Raw genomic sequence first — 20820 nt, 5'->3', positions numbered from 1 at the left:
TTTGTTTTTTAGAATTATGAGGTGAAAGTCTTATTGTTCGTGAATAACGGAAGAAAAAATAAGAGGTGAAGAAGTGAGATGCGTTTATTAGTTGTAGAAGATCATCCTCTATTATTGGAGTCAATTACACAAATTTTACGAAATGAATTTGAAGTAGATACGGCAAAAAATGGTGAGGAAGGATTATTTCTAGCATTGCAAAATATTTATGATGCAATTCTTCTAGATGTGATGCTTCCAGAGATGGATGGATTTGAAGTAATTCAGCGGATTCGAAATGAAAACATTCAAACGCCTGTTTTATTCCTTACTGCAAAAGACTCTTTAGAAGATCGGGTAAAAGGGTTGGACTTTGGCGGAGATGATTATTTAGTGAAACCGTTTCAGGCGCCAGAACTTCAAGCGAGGATTCGCGCTTTATTAAGAAGGAGTGGAAGCTTAACGACTAATCAAACAATTCGGTACCGTGGTATTGAGCTGTTTGGAAAAGAGAAAGACATTCAAGTGGATGAGGTACCTATAAAATTAACTTTAAAGCAATATGAACTATTAGAATATCTGATTCAAAATAGTGGGAAGATTTTAATGCGTGAACAAATTTTTGATAGAGTATGGGGATTTAATTCTGATACAACAGTAGCCATTGTAGAGGTATATGTGCATCATTTGCGAAAGAAGCTCGATCCATTTGGCTATCATAAAGATATTCAAACTATACGTGGTATTGGATATATCTTAAAAGAACAATGAGACAACATAGCATGTTTCAAAAGACGCGCATTCAACTTACGATTTTGAATTCATTGGTATTTATTATATTAATTGGTATGTTAGGAAATGTTATTTATTCTTACACACATAAACGACTATATGAAGGAATAGATGATTCAATTGACAGATTCATTAAGAAACAAGAAAAAGAAGACAAGTCTATTCCGGGTCAGTTTGGTTTTAGCAAAGATGTGCATATTGGCGATTCGCGGATTATCGTTTTAAAATGGGATGCAAAGAATCAACTGGTAGATATGGAACCACGATTTATAGATCCAAACTTTTTTGAGAGAAATCAATCTAATTTATTTCCTAAAACATTTGGAGAACGGCAGGATATAGAAGTGGAAGGCGTAAACTTTCGGATGATTGCAGTTCAGGGAGATACAGATTTAGGGAAAGTCACGTTTCAAGTATTGCGGGACATAAACCCTGAAAAGGAAATGCTGCATACACTGCTACTTATTCTTGTAATTGGGTGCAGTATAGGAAGTATATGTGCGGTAGGGATTGGCTTTTTTTTAGCTGGTAGGGCGCTTGTACCAATTAAGAATGCTTGGCATAAACAGCAGCAGTTTGTTTCAGATGCTTCACATGAATTACGAACCCCTTTAGCAGTGATTCAATCTAAAACAGATGTATTGTTTCAATCACCTACCGCAACAATAGAAGATAAGGCGATGGATATTTCAACTATATCAAAGGAATGCCGACGCTTATCCAAACTAGTTGCAAACTTACTAACATTAGCACGTTCTGATTCAGATCAAATTGAAATGGACAAGAAAGCTTTTGCATTAGATAAATTGCTAAGCGAAATTGTAAATCCTTATTCGGAAATTGCTTTGTATGAAGAAAAAACAATTACGTTGGATGCCGTTCCTTCTATTTTATTTATGGGAGATAAAGAGCGTATTCATCAATTAATTGTAATTTTATTAGATAATGCGATGAAGTATACAAATGCAGGTGGAAATATTAAGGTATCTTGCTTTGAAACAACAAATGGGATTGTCATCCAAGTAAAAGATGATGGGATTGGCATCATTGAAGAAGATATCCCGAAAATTTTTGACCGTTTTTATCAAGGTGATAAATCAAGATCAGCATCAAATGGAGCAGGATTAGGTCTTTCTATTGCAAGCTGGATTGTTGAAAAGCATTCCGGAAAAATAAAAGTGCATAGCAAAATTGGAGAAGGTACTTGTTTTGAAATTGTATTTCCAAAGAATCAAAAGTACGAAATATTTCTAAGAAAGAAAAATAGGTAATTAAAAAGACGATCTTGTTTTATACAGGGTCGTCTTTTTTAAGGGAAAGTTAAGGAACCTTTTTCATAATAAATATAGACCTAATGACGAATTACAAATGATAAATGATGAAAAAGGAGAGTGGAAAATGAAAAGAATGAGAAAACTTCATTTTTGGATTGGGTTAATTGCTTCGGTATTTATTTTTATTCAATCTGCAACAGGGATATATATGTATTTTAATGAAAAAGGCCACGGTGGAGGAGCTGCTAATTTTAGAGAACGAGGATTTGGCAGAAATGGTGCTATAGGGAATGGACAAAATGGACAAGGAATGCAACCTGGGAATTCCGATTTTAATCAAAGAGGTGCAGCGACAAATGGACAATTTTTTCAAGATAAAAATAATGGGGGACTCAATTCTCTATCAAAATTAGTTAAGGAACTGCATACAGGAGTAATTGGATTAATCGGTGCGATTGTTATGCTTATTTTAACTGGAACTGGACTATGTATATCTTTTGTCATGTTGCGAGCGAAATGGAGAGTAAAGCGTCAAAAAGACATAACGGCTTAAGGAACAGTTATGATGAAGGGAGGAAGTGAAAGGTGATTAGAAAAAAGACGTTTGGTCTACTAGTTGTTGGAGTATTAAGTCTCAGTGTAATGGGTGGAGCTTCAGCTTGTACAAATAAGGAGATAGATAAAGGAATACAATCGTCTCAACCTAGTAGTGCACAAGTCAATGGTGAGACTATACATGCTGCATATACAGAAGATAAAGCGCAGAATTTAGGAATTGAAACACAAGGAAAAGAGCTACTTACACTTGAGAAGGAAATTCATGAAACGGAAGTAGAGAAAGAAGCAAATCAGCTGGGAATTTCTACAGAAGGAAAAGATGTTGGAACACTTTCTGAAGAAATATATGAAGCGAAGGTCAAAATAGAAGCAGAAAAACTTGGAATACCAGTAGAGGGAAAAGCAATTGTAGATTTAATAGCGGAAATTAATAAAATCAAAATAAAAAGTGAAGCAGAAAAATTAGGGGTTTCCACAAAAGATAAAGAGATTGGTGCGATAGCTGAAGAGCTTTATGGCACAAAAATAAAAAACGAAGCAAAGCAACTTGGTATTTCAGAAAAGGGAAAAAGTATGGAAGCGTTAGCGAAAGAAATATATGAAACGAAAATTCAAACAGAAGCGAAAAACCTTCATATTGATCTGTATGGAAAAGATATTTATCAAGTGCTACAAGAAATTAATGAACAAAAGGCTTTGCAAGTGGCAAAAGAACTTGGGATAGATGTGACGGATAAGGATACACAGAAGCTTACAGAGGAAATTGAAAAACAACAACCAGATCGAGTACAAGAACTTCATTTTTCACCTTGGGTACAAACAGATGCAGAGGCATTTTATTATTATTTAACAAGTGGTTGATGTTTTGAAAAGGGAAAAGAAATGGACAGAAAAAGGAGTTTAATATAGTATGCTGTTCTTTCATAATAAGGGGGAGATAAGGGATCAAAACAATGAAACCTTATCTCTTTTTATGTGATTGTATGGGGGATATTCATTATTTGTTGACCTCCAATGCAATATTTTTACCATTCACTAAAACTAGGACTACCGCTACTACAACTTCCATTATTTTTTTCATCTCTTATCTCTCCTTGTTTTTGGTTCCATTTCTTACTTTTAGTATAGTGAAAAGCTCATTTCGGAACTATTGAATTAGATGACATAAGGATTACAGTGTTGTAAGGAAAATACTATGGTTTATCACCTTCTTCTACATGTACAACAATCTGTCCATACAACTTTTCTCCAATGTATACATTTAATAGCCATAAGCCAGAAGAAGGGAGTAACATACTAGAGGGAATACTTGTGATATCTTTTGTAATCTCTTGCGGTGCTGTCCAAACATTGCCTGTTATCTCATCTTGAAAAAGGACAGGAACTGGTTTCGTTGAGCCTTGTTTTATTGCAATGACGGTTAGTTTTCCAGAGGGTATATTTGAGTGGAGAAAGAACCACATATATTTATTTGGTTGATTAGCAATCCAAGTAGCATCTACAATTGCAACCTTGTCTTGTATACCTTTTACAGATATTTTATCGTGCTGAAATGATGGACTTTCTTCCCAATTGACATCTTTAAGAATGCTAAGGTGAAAGAAAGAGGGAATGTTATTTTGTGGTTGTATCGTTTCAATTATTTTTGGGGAAGTAGATTTCTTTACTGTAGTCGTACAGCCAGTGATGAGACAGGAGAGAAGTAGCACGGTTCCAAGTTTTTTCATTTGGCCACGCTCCTATTCATATTTGTATTTTAATTGTATTGGACAAAAGAAAGAACAATTCCTGTAAAAGAAAAAGAGAGGCTACGCGGATAGCGTTTCCTCTTTTCTTACATGTGTTCTGTTGCTAGATTTTTCTGGCATTGTTAAAAAGACAACTGCGACAATAATGAAAATACCGCCTAATAGTTGATAGGCTCCAAATGATTCATTTAACCAGATGATTGAAACAATAGCTGCTACGAGCGGTTCAATACTTGATAAAATACTTGTTTCCGTTGCAGATAAATATTTTAGACTACCAATATAGAGCAGGAAAGAAAGTGTTCCGCTTATAATTACGAGAATAAGCATAGAAAATGTGCTCATTGTTAATGTATTTGCTACATAACGGAAATGAAATTCTTGATTATATAGAAATAAAGAAATTCCTCCAAGTAACATCCCCCAACCAACAATTACTGATGTCCCCCATTGTTTAATGAGAGAAGCGGGATGGAGTGTGTAAAAAGCAAAGCCGACTGCTGTTAAAATACCAAATAGTATTGCTTGTTTAGAAAGAACAATATTTTCAATTGAACCATTGGTAATAAGGAAATACGTGCCTGTCAGTGCAGCAGAAATTGCTATGACCTGCATAAAGGAAGGAAGTTTTTTATGCTGCATTGTAACATAAATAGTAATAAGAACTGGACCAAGAAATTGAAATAGTGTTGCAGTTACAGCATTACTTATATGCACTGTTTCAATAAATGCGTACTGAGCACCAAGCATGCCAACAACCGCAAAAATTAGTAGTTGAATCCAATGATGTGGATACTTCCAAATTCCAAATATATTTTGTTTTGTAAATAGTAGGGAGCATAAAATAAACATGCCTGCTAATAGTAGACGAATGACTAAAAAGTCACTAGATGATAGTTCAGTATGGTTAAATAGCCACTGAATCATAGGACCAGATAACCCCCATAATGTTGCTCCGCTAATAATCATCATTAGACCGATATGGCGAGGTGATTTCATGATGTATCCTCCTTTGTATGACTTGATTTCTTAAAACAGAAATGATAAGTATGATTATATATAACTTCTGATACCATAAAAAGTGTCAGTTTTCTATAAAATAAAGGGGTCAGTTTGTATGTTAGAATTAACACCGAAACTTGATATTCATAGTAAAGAACCACTATATGTACAACTATATAATTACATGAAAGAGGAAATGAAATCTGGAAATGTCCCGCCTTATACAAAATTACCATCGAAGCGAAAATTAGCTCAATATTTGCAAATTAGCCAAAATACAATTGAAGCCGCTTATGGTCAGCTTGTTGCAGAAGGTTACATAGAGGCGATTCCACGTAAAGGATATTTCGTATGTGAAATGGAACAAACTGTATTGCATGTAAAACAAAAGATGCAACATGTAAAAGAAATACCTTATTATGAACGAGACTACGTATTTGACTTTACGCATACAGGTGTTGATGCTCAGTCATTTCCATTTGCTCTATATCGCAAATTGGCAAATGAAGTGCTGCAGATTGAGAATGAAGAAGTACTACTACTTGGGCATCCGCAAGGTGAATTTGGATTGCGAAAAGAAATTGCAAAATATATGTACGAATCGCGCGGTGTCCATTGTTCACCAAGTCAAATTATTATTGGAGCAGGAACCCAATATTTAATAAGAATGCTATTTCAATTGTTAAAGGAAAGTACATTTGCGGTAGAAAATCCAGGATACCATCGAAGAATGGTTACGTATGAAAAAGGGATAGAGCATGTAGAACAGCTTCCTCTTGATGAAGATGGAATCATGCTTTCATGTTTAGAAGAAAGCGATGCAGATGTTGTGTTTGTTACACCATCCCATCAATTTCCATGCGGGATGATTATGCCAATTTCAAAGCGGATGCAGCTTTTACATTGGGCAGAAAAAGAGGAAGGACGTTATATTGTAGAAGATGATTACGATAGTGAATTTCGTTATTCTGGTAAACCCATTCCAGCTCTCCAAGGATTAGATACAAATGGGAAGGTTATTTATATGAGTACTTTTTCGAAAGCACTACTTCCATCGTTACGTATCAGTTATATGGTGCTCCCAAAAGCGCTAATTGAAGTATATCAACAAGACTATTTCTTTTATACGCAGACTGTATCGCGAATTGATCAAGAAATTGTGAAACGTTTTCTCGAGGGTGGACATTGGGAAAAGCATATTCATAAAATGAGAGTTGTGTATCGAAAGAAGAGAGATACACTGGTTTCAGCAATTTCAACATATTTTCCGAAATATGTTGAAATAATTGGACAAGATTCAGGGCTGCATATATTATTGCGCACAAATAATGGTATGGCAGAACGAGAGCTTATTGAACGAGCGGCAGCATATAGTATAAAGGTACATCCTGTTTCCATGTACTATGATGATGTGAAGGTTGATAATAAAACCGTCTTGCTTGGTTTTGCAATTTTATCTGAGGAAGAAATTGATAAAGCGGTTCAATTGCTGGCAAAAGCATGGTTTGATTGAAGGGATATTACAAGGAGCAAGCAATTTTACTTCATTAACATAGGTTATAAAGAAAAGGGACTTTTAAACAAGTCCCTTTTCTTTATTCGTTTTCTTCATGTAAAAACAATACCATGTGTTCTTCGTCCCAATATTGATCGTTATATTTTAACGAACGTTCTTGTACGCCAAATGTTTTAAAGCCTAATGATTCATAGAGTTTTTTCGCGCCTTCATTGCCAACGACAACATCAAGCATAAGTTGTTCTACTTCTAATTCTTTTGCTTTTTCAATTGCTGCCTGCATAAGTGCTTTACCAGCACCAAGGCCACGCGCTTTTGGAGAGACATAAACAGCACCGATTTTTGCTTTGTGCTCTTGCTTTAAAAATGATTTCGTTTCCAGAGTTGCAACACCGATTAATTCACCATCTTTAAAAGCACCAAGTGTGTAATTTTCATTTTGAGATAATATTTCTGCTTTATATTCAACAGGGTCTTCCTTGTTAATGATATCTTCATAAGAGGAACTGAACGCTTCTGGATTTTGCTTTAATCCTTCAACGCGAAGTGCTAAATAAATTTCTGCATCCTTTTTTGTCAATACACGAATTTCCAATCATATCACCTTCTAAATCTTTGGTAGTTGTACATATACATCTTATATTAAAGTAATAATAATTTCAAAAATATAGTATTTATGGTTAATGTTATTAGTTGAAAATTATTTACTAAAATAATAAAAATGTCTATTGAATTGGTAATTCTATCGTAAATATAGTTCCAATTCCAACTTCACTTGTTACATGTATAGAACCACCATGTAATTCTATGATCTCTTTTGCAACAGCTAAGCCAATACCTTTTCCACCAGTTGCTCGCGTTCGGGATTTATCGACCCGGTAGAAGCGTTCAAAAATATGTGGTAAGTCTTCACTTGGAATTCCCTCTCCTTCATCTTGCACTTGTACAAGAAAAGTATGCGCCTTTTTTAATACTCGTACTGTAATTTGAGAATCTTCGTGAGAATGTTGGTGTGCATTATGTAACAAATTCAGCATGACTTGCTCCATGCGGCGTTCGTCTATGCAGACATATAAATCTTCTGGGCAATATAAAGAGATGCCTATTTTCTTTTTTTGAAGAGATGGCTTTATTTTTTCAACCATACGCTCTACAAATGGTAGCAGTGAAACAGGTTGCTTTTTTATAGCAAATTGGTGTTGTTCAAGTTGTGCAAGTTCAAATAAATCTTGTACGAGTTCGGTAATATTTTCTGTTTCTTCTTCAATAATTTGTAAATATTCTTCCCGTTCTTCTTTAGATAAAGACGTTCTTTTTGCAACTTTTGTATATCCTTTTACATATGTGAGCGGGGTTAATAATTCATGTGCAACACTTGCGAGAAACTCATTTCGTTCCTTTTTCATATAGGTTAGCTCACTAGAAAGCTGTTCAATTGTTTTTGCTAAACTTCCTAATTCATCCTTACTCTTAATACCTAATGTAATCGGTTCATTTTGCTTCATCATTTTTTCGGTTGCTCGCTTCATTTTGATAAGTGGATTTGTAATAACTCTTGAAAATAAAAATACTAAAATTGTTGTGAGAGCTACTGTCAAAGCACCAACGGAAACGAACTGTTTTGTTAGGCGGAAAATCATTTCTTTTATAGAAGTAGTTTCTAAAAACATATGGACATAGCCAACCACTACCCCATATTTTGTAATAGGACTGACTGTTGAAATATATTTTGATTCTTTCCAGCGATCTTCTGTTACCATTCCGTCTCTAGGAATATACTCAATCTTTTGTTCAAGTTGTTTGTGCATGCCTTCTGTAATGGGATCGGAAGAAGATAAAATATTACCTTCTGCATTTGTTATGACGAGTTTCGTATGAGAAGGGGCGTTAGATTCCATCGCCGCGACATGTTCAACGGCTCGTTCGCTATAGCGTTTTTCAATAATGTCACGATACCAATTTCCTTTTGCCAATAAGGACGTAGTTTCTTCATTTACACGCATTTGCGCCAGTGTTGTATGAAAGGATACAAATAATACCGATTCAATGCAAAGAGATAATAATAAAAAGTATGTACCAAGTTTTATAGAAAGTTTATTCATTGTGATTCACAACCTTTTTTCTGTACTAACAGGCAGTAAGACTCCCGCCATAAATTTCTGAAGAAATAATGAAATTCAGTAGAAGAAAAACTGCCGGCATATGCCTGAGTGGTTCCAATAAAGGTTCTTCACTAGTGGAAGTTTCATTTTATCCCGCTATTCGCGGGCAGTAAGACCCCCACCTCAAGATTGAGAGAAAATCGAAGAAGCTAGGTGGGGGATAATTGCTGGCATGCGCTCGATTGGTTCAACTAACCATTAGTGGGGGATGAAGAGAACCCCCACTGATGGAGGTTTCACTTTATCCCGCTCTAACAGTCGGTAAGATGCTTAGCTACGAAGTAATAACAAACCGTCTGTAAGAACCCGATTGGTTCAACTAACCTTTTGGAGAAGAGCGCTCCAAAAGGAAGTTTCACTTTATCTTTACGATTAGTTACCTTTCCATTTGTAGCCGATTTTATAAACGGTTTCCAGGTAATCTTCGATAGGGAATCCTGCTTTTCGAAGCTTTTCGCGTATATTACGAATGTGAGAATCAACGGTACGATATTCAATATCTGTTTGAAATCCCCATATTTTTTCGATAAGTTCATCACGGCTATAAGCACGGTTTATATTTTGTAAAAAGAGTCCAAGTAATGAAAATTCAATTGGCGTAAGAGAGAGTTTTTCATCGTAGACAGTCACCGTATGTCGCGTTTTATCCCAGTCAATTCCGTTAAAGCTTATGAATCCTTCTTTCTTCGTACGACGCAATACAGCTTCAATACGAGCAATTAATACTTGCTCATCAAACGGTTTTGTAATATAGTCGTCAGCGCCTAAGGTGAGACCTTTTACCATGTCATAATTTTGATTACGTGCTGTTAGCATAATTATGGGTACGCTACTTATTTGCCGAATTTGAAAGCAAGTCTCCCAGCCGTCCATTTTTGGCATCATCACGTCTAATAAGATAAGATCAAACTCTTTTTGTTGAACGAGTTCAAGTGCTTCTTGTCCTGAAGTTGCCTTTATGCAAAAATGCCCGCGCGGACTTAAAAATAAATCTAATAAGCGCAGCATGCGTTCTTCATCATCTACTAATAATAGTTTTGCCATAATGATGTACACCTCAAGTTTCCAGTATTTATGTTTATCCCGATATTCGCGGGCAGTAAGACCCTACCTTAAGATTTAGAGAAAAGTGAAGAAGATAGGCGAAGCCAAATCCTCACTGCTAGAAGTTTCCCTTATATATTTTACATGAACTTTTACAAAAAACACTGTTCATATTATGAAGAAAAGGACAATTGCCATAAAAAATGCACTACTTTTGCAAATCTTTCTTTTATAATGAGAATGTAGCAGCACAAAAATACCCTATGTTGCGACATAACGTCATGTCATTTTGTTTTTCAAAATGACAAATTCCATTCTATTGTGTAAGTGAGATAGAGAACATTTTTCGTATTCACCTCGCATCGGATAAGGAAAATTTCTATCTCACCTTTTTTTTGTTAATAAAAAGGATTTAAATAGTGAATAAAAAGAACAATTCCTTGAAAAGTAGGAACACAATGCAGCTATAGTGTGCATTGCATTAATGATGATGACTATCGTTGTTTATGCTAGGAAGTTTTTTTGATTATTATAAAGTAAAATTTTTATCAATGAAGGGTTTCCTTACTGATAATGAACTGAGCCAATTGGGCTCTTATAGATGATTTCGTATTAAACACCCGCCTGTTAGAGCGGGATAAAAATAAGAAGCCTCGCACAATGTGTGCGGGGCTTTTTTTAGCGGTCTTTTATGTGTAAAAGAAGACTAAGCATTTAAAAATAAAACCATATGCTCTTCATCCCAATATTGTCCGTTATATTTTAAACCACGTTCTTGTACGCCGTATGTTTGGAAACCAAGTGATTCGTATAGTTTCTTTGCCGGTTCGTTTCCGACAACAACATCAAGCATGATTTGTTCTATATCTAATCTTGGTGCATTTTCAATGATTGTTTCAATTAATGCTCTTCCAGCACCAAGACCACGTGCCTTCGGAGAAACATACACAGAGCCAATTTTTGCTTTATGCTCTTGTTTAATAAAAGGTTTAATTTCAAGTGTGGCAATGCCAATTAATTCATCGCCTTTAAAAGCGCCTATTGTAAATTTTTCAGGATTATCTAATCGTTTTGCCATCGCAGCAACAGGATTTTCTTGTTTCATAACATCTTCATAAGAGGAACTAAATGCTTCTGGATTTTGAGTTAACCCTTCTACGCCAAGTTGTAAATATATACTTGCATCTTCTTTTGTTAAGACACGAATGTTCATACAAGCAACCTCCTAATGTAATGGTTTTATGTAATAAAATTATATATTAACTTTATTAACTATTCAACTGTTATATATGTTACATTTTTATAACTAAAAAGGTTTCTCATGTGAGAGGCCTTTTTAGCTTTTTATTGGAAGTTTCACTTTATCCCGCTCTAACGGGGAATAAAACTCCCACCTTAAGATCCTGAGAAGTCAAAGAAGAGGTGGGAGATAACTCCCCGTAAGAACCCGATTGGTTCAACTAACCTTTTGGAGAAGAGCGCTCCAAAAGGAAGTTTCACTTTATAAATCCTTCAATTCGTTCTGGATGTGTGTAAATATTGCAAGAATCACCACGAATAAAGCCAACGACAGTAATACCTAAATCATGGGCAAGTTCTAGAGCTAATTTTGTTGGGGCTGATTTTGATAGGACAATTTCACAGCCGATTTTTGCCACCTTGAGTAAAATTTCCGATGATATGCGGCCGCTAAAGGCAATTACTTTTCCATGTATTGAAATGTTATTACGTAAGCAATAACCGTAAATTTTATCTAAAGCGTTATGGCGTCCAATATCCATTCGTGAAATAATAATCTGTGTTGCATCACATAATGCAGTGTTATGTACACCGCCTGTTTCTTTAAAAGTAGTAGAGGATTGCTGTAGATCTTTCATTAAACGAAAGCAATCTTCTGGCTTGAGGGTAATATGAATATCGTGCATCGTTTTTGCTTTTGCAGCATCATTGACAAATACAAAGCCTTGTCTGCTTTTTCCGCAGCAAGATGTAACATAACGTTTGTTATAGCAAGTTTGATATAGTGGATTTGTTTGCGATGTTGTTACATGAGCAAATCCTTTTTCTTTTTGGATCCATAATTGTTCAATATGTTTATAGGAAGGAATAATACCTTCTGATATTAAGAAGCCAACAACCATATCTTCAATATGATCAGGTGTACAGACAATCGTTACATATTCTTCACCATTTAGTTTAATTGTAAGTGGATATTCTGTTACAATTTCGTCATCTTTTTGATGAAATGTACCATTTCGGTACTGAATCATTGGATATGTATCTTGAACAGACTCCATATAAAATTCCCCTTTATCGATTATTCTCCCATTTTTATCATAAAACAATAGAAAAAGAAAAGCATTCGTTTTGCATTTTTATTACATTCCTTGGTGATTATTTGTGTTCTACGATATAATAGAATAGTAGTAATATACATCAATTGTAAGCTTATTTTATACATCAAGAATCTAACTCTAAGAACTGTTTTCTGTTTTGAAAAAGAGCGTATAGCAACATTGTTTTGAAAACGCATTCAAAATGTGGTTAAAACGTGTTGTACGGTTGGTTGTAAGGAGAGGGGAAAGATGTCAGAACACACAATTCGTGTAACTGTTGATGGTACAGAGTATATTTCATCTGGTAAGAAAACGATACTTCAGTTATTAAACGAAAGAGAACTTGAACACCCGCAAATTTGTCACGTACCAGAAGTAGATCCGATTCAGACATGTGATACGTGTATTGTTGAAGTAAATGGGAAATTGATGCGTGCTTGTTCAACAAAACTTGAAGACGGTATGCATATTGAAAGAAAATCAAAGCGGGCGGTTGAGGCCCAAACAGAAGCGATGGATCGGTTACTGGAAAATCATTTATTGTACTGTACTGTTTGTGATAATAATAACGGAAATTGTAAGGTGCATAATACAGTGCATATGATGGGAATTGAAGAACAGAAATATCCATATGAACCAAAAGTGAGCGCTTCAGAAGTGGATATGTCTCATCCGTTTTATCGTTACGATCCAAATCAATGTATTGCATGCGGGCAATGTGTAGAAGTATGTCAAAACTTACAAGTAAACGAAACATTATCAATTGATTGGAATTTAGATCGTCCGCGTGTAATTTGGGATAATGGTGTATCGATTAATGATTCGTCTTGTGTAAGTTGTGGTCAATGTGTAACTGTTTGTCCATGTAATGCCTTAATGGAAAAGTCTATGCTTGGAGAAGCTGGCTTTATGACAGGGCTAAAACAAGATGTATTAAATCCAATGATTGATTTTGTTAAGGATGTAGAACCGGGTTATAGCAGTATTTTAGCTGTTTCGGAAGTTGAGGCGGCAATGCGTAAAACGAAAATAAATAAAACGAAAACCGTTTGTACGTTTTGTGGTGTAGGATGTTCATTTGAAGTATGGACGAAAGATCGTCAAATTTTAAAAGTACAGCCTGTATCAGATGCACCAGTAAACGGGATTTCAACGTGTGTAAAAGGAAAGTTTGGCTGGGATTTTGTAAATAGTGAAGAGCGTATTACAAAGCCGCTTATCCGTCAAGGAGACATGTTTGTTGAAGCAACCTGGGAAGAAGCGATGGAAGTTGTTGCAGCAAATATGAGTCATATTAAAAATCAATACGGCAGCGATGCTTTTGGTTTTATTTCTTCTTCTAAAGTAACAAATGAAGAGAACTATTTAATGCAAAAGCTTGCGCGCCAAGTATATGGAACAAATAACGTGGATAACTGTTCCCGTTACTGTCAATCACCAGCAACAGATGGTCTATTTAAAACTGTAGGCATGGGCGGTGACGCAGGGACAATTAAAGATATCGCAGAGGCTGGACTTGTTATTATTGTTGGGGCAAACCCAACAGAAGGTCATCCAGTTCTTGCAACGCGTGTGAAACGTGCACATAAACTACATGATCAAAAATTAATCGTGGCTGATTTACGTAAACATGAAATGGCAGAGCGTGCCGATTTATTTGTTCACCCGCGTCAAGGTACAGATTATGTTTGGCTTGCAGGTGTAACGAAATATATTATCGATCAAGATTGGCATGATAAAGCATTTTTGACCGAAAACGTAAAGAACTTTGATGAGTATAAAACGATGTTAGAGAAGTATACGCTTGATTATACAGAAAGTATAACGGGGATTTCTAAAGATACATTAAAAGAAATGGCAAAAATGATTCGTGATGCAGATGGAACGTGTGTACTTTGGGGCATGGGTGTTACCCAAAATACAGGTGGAAGTACAACATCTGCTGCTATCTCAAACTTGCTGCTTGTAACAGGTAACTACCGTCGTCCTGGTGCAGGAGCATACCCACTGCGTGGACATAATAACGTACAAGGTGCTTGTGATATGGCAACATTACCAAACTGGTTGCCTGGTTATCAAGCGATATCCGATGATGCACTGCGCGCGAAATTTGAAAGAGCATACGGCGTTTCTATTCCGAAAGAGCCAGGGTTAAATAATATTGCGATGCTGATTGCTGCAGAAGCAGGGGAATTACGTGGTATGTATGTCATGGGAGAAGAAATGGCATTAGTTGATTCTAACGCGAATCATGTGCAGCACATTTTAGAGAATCTTGATTTTCTTATTGTACAAGATATGTTCTTAACAAAAACAGCTCGTTTTGCAGATGTTATTTTACCGGCAGCACCAAGTTTAGAAAAAGAAGGAACATTTACGAATACAGAACGCCGCATTCAACGTTTATACGAAGTAATGCCGCCGCTTGGTGATTCGAAACCAGATTGGTGGATTCTTCAAAAGGTAGCTCGTACGCTAGGGGCAAATTGGAATTATGAACATCCAAGCGAAATTATGGATGAAATTGCATCGCTTGCTCCGTTATATTCACAGGCAACATATGACCGTTTAGAAGGATGGAATAGCTTGTGCTGGGGTAGCCATGATGGAAGTGATACACCATTATTATATGTAGATGGATTTAATTTTCCTGATAAAAAGGCACGTCTATCACTTAATGAATGGATACCGCCAGTCGAGGCGCCGGAAGAATATGATTTATTACTAAATAATGGCCGAATGCTCGAACATTTCCATGAGGGGAATATGACAAAAAAATCGGCAGGTATTTTATCGAAAATGTCAGAGGTATTTGTTGAGATTTCTCCAGAGCTAGCGATGGAGCGAAATGTGAAAGATGGTAGTCTCGTAGAACTTGCATCACCGTTTGGAAAAATAAAAGTGCCGGCGCTTATTACAGATCGTGTGACTGGAAATGAATTATATTTACCGATGCATGCAACAGTAAATGAAGAAGCAATTAATATTTTAACAGGAACGGCGACAGATCTTTATACATGTACACCGGCGTATAAACAAACGCGTGTGAAAATGCGTGTGCTGCGTGAAAAAGGAAATCGTCCGCTTCCAGCTTCCAACCCGCGAAATAAAAAACGTCATCCACAAAATGGTGTAGAAATAGAGAAGAAATGGCAACGAAAACAATATGTATCACTTGTGGATGAAAACTAGGGGGGAGCACTGTGGCAAAAGAAATTACGATGATTCAAAAAACGGTTTTAACAGAGGAACAAACAAAGCAACAACTATCTAAAGAGTTATTACAACAAGTAGAAGAGAATCAAGAGGCAATTGAAGAAACAATTCAATTGTTAGCGCAGCTTCAAAAAGCGGGATTGTTAGATGCTGCAGTGAGCTTGCTGGAAGCGAAAGAAGATGTTTCGAAAATTGCAATTGAACAACTAAACCGTGAACCAGTGAAGAATGCATTAAATAATATAATGGGTGCAGGAGAAGCGTTATCTTCAGTAGACCCAGAAGTGACCAAGCAAGTAACATCTAGTTTAGTTACAGGTTTACAATATGCAACAGATGAATTAAAAAAAGGAAAGAAAACAAGTGTAATGGATTTCTTTAAAGTATTACGAGATCCAGATATAAATCGAGCAATTACATTTGGATTTAACTTTTTGAAAGCATTTGGCCAAGGACTAGAAAAGAAGAAATGATGTGAAAAATAGGCTGCTAGCTAAATACTAGTAGCCTATTTTTTTGTATAAAGAGATCTGTACTAAATTGTTGTCAGTATAAATAGGATGGTAGAAGAGTACAACAAGGGAGGCTCGGAATGGAACGGTATCGTATCATTGGGAAAAGTGTTAAGCGAAAAGAAGGTGCTGATAAGGTAACGGGAAGAGCGAAGTATATTAATGATGAAATAGAGGTTGGTACGCTATATGCGAAACTTCTTACTAGTACATATGCGCATGCTTACATTAAGAGTATAGATATTCGTGAAGCGAAGAAAGTACAGGGCGTACATGCTGTGATAACAGGGGCAGATTATCCTATTCTTGTGGGTTCAAGTATCGTTGATCGCCCTCTGTTGGCCTTTGAGAAAGTAAGGTATTTTGGTGAACCTGTTGCGCTTGTTGTAGCGGATAATGAAGCGATTGCAAGAGAGGCAACGACACGAATCCGTGTGATATATGAAGAGCTTCCGGCTATTCGTTCGCCCTTGCAGGCCTATAACGAATCAAACATATTAGTCCATGAACATGTGGAACAATACAAATTAGAAGATAAAGTATACCCAAAACCAAATACAAATATTGCAAATCGGACGAAAATTCGTAAAGGGGATATTCAAAAAGGATTTGCTAACAGTGATGCGATTGTCGAGGAAACATTTTCTTTTCGGCAATCCGATCATGCAGCGATGGAAACACGGTGTGCTAGGGTAGAAATTAAGCCTAATGGAGACGTTATTGTTCATTCTACCTCACAGGCTCCTTTTGAAATCAAGAGGCTGTTAAGTAAAGCGTTTCAAATTGATGAAGGGAAAGTCATTGTATATGTACCGTTAGTCGGAGGCGCATATGGCGGAAAAACAGCGGTACAACTTGAATATTTAGCATATCTTGCTTCAAAAGCAGTAGGGGGAAGACGAGTTACTCTTCGAAATAGTAGGGAAGAAGATTTTATAACGTCTCCTGTTCATATCGGTTTACAAGCAAAAGTAAAACTTGGATGCACAAAAGATGGAAAGCTGCAAGGAGCCGAAATTTTGTATTTATTTGACGGCGGTGCTTATGCTGATCGGGCAGTAAAAATGAGTCAGGCGGCTGGACTGGACTGCACAGGCCCATATGCTATCGAGAATGTTTGGTGTGATTCTCTTGCTATGTATACAAATCATACATATGCAACGTCGTTTAGAGGTTTTGGACATTCGGAGTATACGTTTGTAATGGAACGAACGATTGATATACTTGCTCAGAAGTTAGGGATGTGTCCGCTTAAGTTTCGCCTGAAAAATGCGATTAGACCAGGAGATACAACACCGACACAAATACCTGTCACATCAAGTAATACGGGAGATATAACAGCGTGTTTACAAAAATTAAAATCGCTTATAAATTGGGAAGAGGGAAATAAAGTTGTTCTATCTAATGGCATGGTACGTACAAAAGGGATTAGCTGCTTCTGGAAAAATTCGACTACACCAAGTGATGCCGGAGCAGGTGCTGTGTTAACCTTTAACGGTGATGGTAGTGTAAATATCAATTGCGGTGCTGTTGAAATTGGGCAAGAAACAAAAACGGTGCTCACACAAATGGTTGCAGAGAAAATGAACATGAATGTTGATGATGTGCATATTATGATGGAAGTCAATACACAAGTTTCTCCAAAACATTGGAAAACAGCAGCAAGTCGAACGACACTCCTTGTTGGAAATGCGGTTGTAATGGCTGCAGAAGATGCAATGAGACAGTTGCGACAAACGGCTTCAAATTTACTTGGATACCCAGTGGAAGAATTAGAGATTGCAGGAAAACAAGTATATGTTAAAACGAATCCAAATATATATGTACCTTTTTCTAAAATTGTGTTTGGGTATGTAGATTCGAATGGAAATGTAAAAGGAACAGAAGTAGTAGGGAAAGGGAGTTACGTACTTGAGGGACTTACAGACATTGATTATGAGACAGGGAAAGGCAGACAAGGACCTGAATGGGGAGTAGGAGCGCAAGCAGTAGAAGTGGAGTTTAATCCTAAAGACTATACATATCGACTATTGAATGCTGTAACAGTTGCAGATGCGGGAACAGTTTTAAATAGAAAGGGAGCAGAGACGCAAATTATGGGAGCCATGAGTATGGGGCTAAGTTTTGCAACGCGAGAAACCTTTCACTATGATGCAAAAGAAAGGAACTTGAATCATCAGTTTCGTTCTTATAAAGTAATCCATTACGGACAACAGCCGAAGTATATAGTGGATTTTGTAGAGGTACCGCATGAGCAAGCTGCATTTGGTTCTAGAGGACTTGGGGAACATGGAATTATTGGCATGCCGGCAGCTTTAGCGAATAGTCTATCAATTGCGGCCGATATTTCACTGCGAAATTTACCGCTTATTCCGGAATTAATTTGGAAAGAAAAGCAAAAAAAGGAGAAGGGATTGTATGATACCATTTGATTTTGAGTATTATCGTCCGGATTCTATTCAAGAAGCTATTCGGTTATTTCAGCAGCTAGATAAAGAGGGAAAGAAGCCGCTCTACTATGGAGGCGGCACAGAAATTATTACGCTGGGGCGTTCGCAGCGGGTTCGAACAAAAGCTGTTATTGATATAAAAGATATTCCGGAATGTAATGTTTGTGAATGGAAGGATGACAAACTTTTCCTTGGTGCAACATTGACGATAACAAATGTTCAAGAAGCGCAGGTTTTTCCGCTCCTTGGTGAAACTGCTGGCCGAGCTGCAGATCGCACAGCAAGAAATAAAATTACGATTGGTGGAAATGTCGCGGGAAGGATTAGATATAAGGAGGCGGTTCTGCCTTTTTTACTAGCTGATAGTACATTTGTCATTGCAGGAACAGAGGGTATGAAATATGTACCTGCTCACCAAGCCTTTGTGGAAAAATTACAATTACAAAAGGGCGAGTTTCTTGTACAAATCATTACAGATCGGCGGTATGTGACAGCGCCGTATTATAGTGTGAAAAAACGTCAACTAGAAAAAATTGATTATCCACTTGTGACGGTTGCAGCGATAAAATATGGAGACGAAATTCGGATGGCATGCAGCGGCTTATGTGCTTTTCCGTTTCGTTCACTTATTATGGAAGCTGCTTTAAATAATAAGCATATTTCATTAGAGAAAAGGATTGAACGCGCTTTAACTTATATTCCTGCTCCTGTGTTAGATGATATAAGAGGCTCACGTGCTTATCGTACATTTGTATTTCAGTATGTACTTCATGATATGCTGATTAAGCTTGAAGGGGTGGAAGAATCATGAGGAATGTCCAGCTTATTTTGCATGTAAATGGAGAAAGGCGAGAAGCAGTTGCCAGAATGGCTGATACGTTACTATATGTATTACGTCATGAACTTGATTTAACAGGAGCGAAGCCTGGCTGTGAAAATGGTGATTGTGGAGCTTGCACAGTTCTTGTTGATGGGACACCCATTAAGTCTTGTATTATGTTAGCCGTTGAAGCTGTTGGAAAGCAAATTACAACGATTGAAGGATTACAAGGAGCACCTATCCAACAAGCCTTTGAAGAGAAATGGGCTTTCCAATGCGGGTACTGTACACCAGGATTTATTATGAATTGCCATGGACTTGTTACACAAAGGCCTGATGCAGATGATCGAACCATTGAAGAATGGTTAAGTTCTAATATTTGCCGATGCACGAGTTATCAAGAAATTGAAGAAGCTGTAAAGTCTGTCTTACAAAAGCAGCGAGGGGATTCATAATGGCTTCCACATATGATGTATTAGAAGCGTTATTATGTTGTGAGAAACGCTGTGCATTAGCGACGATTATTCATGTTGAAGGATCGGCATATAGAAAAGACGGAACGATGATGCTTTTCCGAGAAGATGGTACAAAAGTAGGAATGCTAAGTGCAGGTTGCATAGAAGAAGAACTTTCCTACTATGCTGCAGATGTTATGGAGCATAACACTTGGGCTATTCATACATTTAATACGAAAGCAGAAGATGATTTGTCTTGGGGAGTAGGATGTAATGGTATCATTCATGTATTAGTAGAACATATAGATGATAACTATAAAGCGATTTTACAAGATTTATATATTCGCCTTGCAAATGGTTCCTCCGCTTGGATGGTGAAAAACCTTTCCTTAGAGCAAACTGTACTTATATATAATAATGGTAATACGCGTGGTAATTGGGAAGGACCTATTCCATCGACGACTTACTTGAAAAATGGTTTACAAGATACACATTATAGTCAACATTTTATACCAAAGCCCCGCCTTTTTATTTTTGGCGCAGGAGAAGATGCAAAGCCACTCGTTCGTTTTGCGAAGGAAACGAGCTTCTTTGTAACAGTTTGCGATTGGCGGGAGGCCTTATGTAATACCAATCACTTTCCAAATGCTGATGCATGTGTGGTTGGCTTTCCAGTAGAAATGATACAAAAACTTTCATTACATCCAAGTGATTTTCTTGTAATTATGACGCATCACTTTGAAAAAGATCGACAATTACTATCTCTCTTATTAGAAAAAAATGTTCGTTATATAGGTGTTTTAGGACCACGTCATCGTACAGAGCGCTTATTAGAAGGTAAACCAATCCCTCATCAACTCCATTTTCCTGTTGGAATTTCAATTGGTGCACAAGGTCCAAGTGAAATTTCCATTAGTATCATGGCTGAAATCATCGGGCAGTTGCGGGGGAAGTGA

The 20820-nt window shown here is 36.8% G+C and carries 18 protein-coding genes; 11 read left to right on the top strand and 7 right to left on the bottom strand.

What is annotated here, in order from left to right; translation table 11 throughout:
• Positions 1-78 precede the first annotated feature (78 nt).
• From ACTDJC_RS19060 to ACTDJC_RS19045, 4 genes are all read left to right on the top strand, one after another.
• Positions 79-750 (top strand): response regulator transcription factor, encoded by a 672-nt coding sequence (locus tag ACTDJC_RS19060; RefSeq protein WP_253628552.1) that lies wholly within the window; start codon positions 79-81, stop codon positions 748-750.
• Complete coding sequence (locus tag ACTDJC_RS19055; protein ID WP_440604366.1) at positions 747-2042, top strand: sensor histidine kinase; 1296 nt, start codon at positions 747-749, stop codon at positions 2040-2042. Before ACTDJC_RS19060 ends, ACTDJC_RS19055 begins: the two co-directional genes overlap by 4 nt.
• A 127-nt stretch (positions 2043-2169) precedes the next feature.
• Positions 2170-2598, top strand: coding sequence for a hypothetical protein (locus tag ACTDJC_RS19050; protein WP_440604365.1), 429 nt, complete (start codon positions 2170-2172; stop codon positions 2596-2598).
• 35 nt (positions 2599-2633) lie between these two features.
• The gene (locus ACTDJC_RS19045) at positions 2634-3464 is read left to right on the top strand and encodes a transporter (protein WP_440604384.1); all 831 of its coding nucleotides are present in this window, start codon (positions 2634-2636) and stop codon (positions 3462-3464) included.
• A 332-nt stretch (positions 3465-3796) separates the two neighbouring features.
• On the opposite strand, the gene ACTDJC_RS19040 is transcribed toward ACTDJC_RS19045, so the two are convergent.
• Both ACTDJC_RS19040 and ACTDJC_RS19035 read right to left on the bottom strand, forming a co-directional pair.
• The gene (locus ACTDJC_RS19040) at positions 3797-4330 is read right to left on the bottom strand and encodes a DUF4871 domain-containing protein (protein ID WP_440604364.1); all 534 of its coding nucleotides are present in this window, start codon (positions 4328-4330) and stop codon (positions 3797-3799) included.
• Between the two features lie 81 nt (positions 4331-4411).
• Positions 4412-5350 carry a DMT family transporter gene (locus tag ACTDJC_RS19035; RefSeq protein WP_440604363.1) on the bottom strand — a complete coding sequence of 313 codons (939 nt, stop codon included), beginning with the start codon at positions 5348-5350 and terminating at the stop codon, positions 4412-4414.
• A 118-nt stretch (positions 5351-5468) separates the two neighbouring features.
• Between ACTDJC_RS19035 and pdxR the strand changes: the two genes are divergently transcribed.
• Complete coding sequence (pdxR, locus tag ACTDJC_RS19030; RefSeq protein ID WP_440604362.1) at positions 5469-6866, top strand: MocR-like pyridoxine biosynthesis transcription factor PdxR; 1398 nt, start codon at positions 5469-5471, stop codon at positions 6864-6866.
• Between the two features lie 82 nt (positions 6867-6948).
• Here pdxR and ACTDJC_RS19025 read toward each other — a convergent pair whose 3' ends face one another.
• The 5 genes from ACTDJC_RS19025 to fdhD form a co-directional block, all read right to left on the bottom strand.
• Positions 6949-7464 carry a GNAT family N-acetyltransferase gene (locus tag ACTDJC_RS19025; RefSeq protein WP_098308983.1) on the bottom strand — a complete coding sequence of 172 codons (516 nt, stop codon included), beginning with the start codon at positions 7462-7464 and terminating at the stop codon, positions 6949-6951.
• Positions 7465-7594: 130 nt separating this feature from the next.
• Positions 7595-8971, bottom strand: coding sequence for a HAMP domain-containing sensor histidine kinase (locus tag ACTDJC_RS19020; RefSeq protein ID WP_440604361.1), 1377 nt, complete (start codon positions 8969-8971; stop codon positions 7595-7597).
• A gap of 432 nt (positions 8972-9403) precedes the next feature.
• Positions 9404-10075 (bottom strand): response regulator transcription factor, encoded by a 672-nt coding sequence (locus tag ACTDJC_RS19015; RefSeq protein WP_230575111.1) that lies wholly within the window; start codon positions 10073-10075, stop codon positions 9404-9406.
• Positions 10076-10781: 706 nt separating this feature from the next.
• Positions 10782-11288, bottom strand: coding sequence for an N-acetyltransferase family protein (locus ACTDJC_RS19010; protein WP_440604360.1), 507 nt, complete (start codon positions 11286-11288; stop codon positions 10782-10784).
• Between the two features lie 283 nt (positions 11289-11571).
• Entirely contained in the window at positions 11572-12372 is an 801-nt protein-coding gene (gene fdhD, locus ACTDJC_RS19005; RefSeq protein WP_098308987.1) for a formate dehydrogenase accessory sulfurtransferase FdhD, read from the bottom strand.
• Between the two features lie 288 nt (positions 12373-12660).
• Between fdhD and fdhF the strand changes: the two genes are divergently transcribed.
• The 6 genes from fdhF (at position 12661) to ACTDJC_RS18975 (ending at position 20820) form a co-directional block, all read left to right on the top strand.
• Complete coding sequence (fdhF, locus tag ACTDJC_RS19000) at positions 12661-15603, top strand: formate dehydrogenase subunit alpha (RefSeq protein WP_440604359.1); 2943 nt, start codon at positions 12661-12663, stop codon at positions 15601-15603.
• A gap of 11 nt (positions 15604-15614) precedes the next feature.
• Positions 15615-16100: a DUF1641 domain-containing protein gene (locus tag ACTDJC_RS18995; RefSeq protein ID WP_098308989.1), complete on the top strand. Its 486-nt coding sequence runs from the start codon at positions 15615-15617 to the stop codon at positions 16098-16100.
• A gap of 119 nt (positions 16101-16219) precedes the next feature.
• Positions 16220-18571, top strand: a complete 2352-nt coding sequence (locus tag ACTDJC_RS18990; protein ID WP_440604358.1) for a xanthine dehydrogenase family protein molybdopterin-binding subunit — start codon at positions 16220-16222, stop codon at positions 18569-18571.
• Positions 18558-19400 (top strand): FAD binding domain-containing protein, encoded by an 843-nt coding sequence (locus tag ACTDJC_RS18985; RefSeq protein ID WP_440604357.1) that lies wholly within the window; start codon positions 18558-18560, stop codon positions 19398-19400. Before ACTDJC_RS18990 ends, ACTDJC_RS18985 begins: the two co-directional genes overlap by 14 nt.
• Positions 19397-19864, top strand: coding sequence for a (2Fe-2S)-binding protein (locus ACTDJC_RS18980; protein ID WP_098308992.1), 468 nt, complete (start codon positions 19397-19399; stop codon positions 19862-19864). Before ACTDJC_RS18985 ends, ACTDJC_RS18980 begins: the two co-directional genes overlap by 4 nt.
• On the top strand, positions 19864-20820 hold the full coding sequence (locus ACTDJC_RS18975) for an XdhC family protein (RefSeq protein ID WP_440604356.1): 957 nt from the start codon (positions 19864-19866) through the stop codon (positions 20818-20820). The genes ACTDJC_RS18980 and ACTDJC_RS18975 overlap by 1 nt, the downstream gene beginning before the upstream one ends.

It is taken from the genome of Bacillus sp. GB_SG_008 (assembly GCF_052038115.1).
GTDB lineage: Bacteria > Bacillota > Bacilli > Bacillales > Bacillaceae_G > Bacillus_A > Bacillus_A rhizoplanae.
Note: the sequence above shows the minus strand (reverse complement) of the source record. Positions and strands in the feature narration are given on the sequence as shown.

Bases quoted from the DNA above. Each gene is read 5' to 3' on its own strand.
- ACTDJC_RS19060 (WP_253628552.1), top strand. From the start codon at position 79: ATGCGTTTATTAGTTGTAGAAGATCATCCTCTATTATTGGAGTCAATT.
- ACTDJC_RS19055 (WP_440604366.1), top strand. From the start codon at position 747: ATGAGACAACATAGCATGTTTCAAAAGACGCGCATTCAACTTACGATT.
- ACTDJC_RS19050 (WP_440604365.1), top strand. From the start codon at position 2,170: ATGAAAAGAATGAGAAAACTTCATTTTTGGATTGGGTTAATTGCTTCG.
- ACTDJC_RS19040 (WP_440604364.1), bottom strand. From the start codon at position 4,330: ATGAAAAAACTTGGAACCGTGCTACTTCTCTCCTGTCTCATCACTGGC.
- ACTDJC_RS19035 (WP_440604363.1), bottom strand. From the start codon at position 5,350: ATGAAATCACCTCGCCATATCGGTCTAATGATGATTATTAGCGGAGCA.
- pdxR (WP_440604362.1), top strand. From the start codon at position 5,469: ATGTTAGAATTAACACCGAAACTTGATATTCATAGTAAAGAACCACTA.
- ACTDJC_RS19020 (WP_440604361.1), bottom strand. From the start codon at position 8,971: ATGAATAAACTTTCTATAAAACTTGGTACATACTTTTTATTATTATCT.
- ACTDJC_RS19015 (WP_230575111.1), bottom strand. From the start codon at position 10,075: ATGGCAAAACTATTATTAGTAGATGATGAAGAACGCATGCTGCGCTTA.
- ACTDJC_RS19010 (WP_440604360.1), bottom strand. From the start codon at position 11,288: ATGAACATTCGTGTCTTAACAAAAGAAGATGCAAGTATATATTTACAA.
- fdhD (WP_098308987.1), bottom strand. From the start codon at position 12,372: ATGGAGTCTGTTCAAGATACATATCCAATGATTCAGTACCGAAATGGT.
- fdhF (WP_440604359.1), top strand. From the start codon at position 12,661: ATGTCAGAACACACAATTCGTGTAACTGTTGATGGTACAGAGTATATT.
- ACTDJC_RS18990 (WP_440604358.1), top strand. From the start codon at position 16,220: ATGGAACGGTATCGTATCATTGGGAAAAGTGTTAAGCGAAAAGAAGGT.
- ACTDJC_RS18985 (WP_440604357.1), top strand. From the start codon at position 18,558: ATGATACCATTTGATTTTGAGTATTATCGTCCGGATTCTATTCAAGAA.
- ACTDJC_RS18980 (WP_098308992.1), top strand. From the start codon at position 19,397: ATGAGGAATGTCCAGCTTATTTTGCATGTAAATGGAGAAAGGCGAGAA.
- ACTDJC_RS18975 (WP_440604356.1), top strand. From the start codon at position 19,864: ATGGCTTCCACATATGATGTATTAGAAGCGTTATTATGTTGTGAGAAA.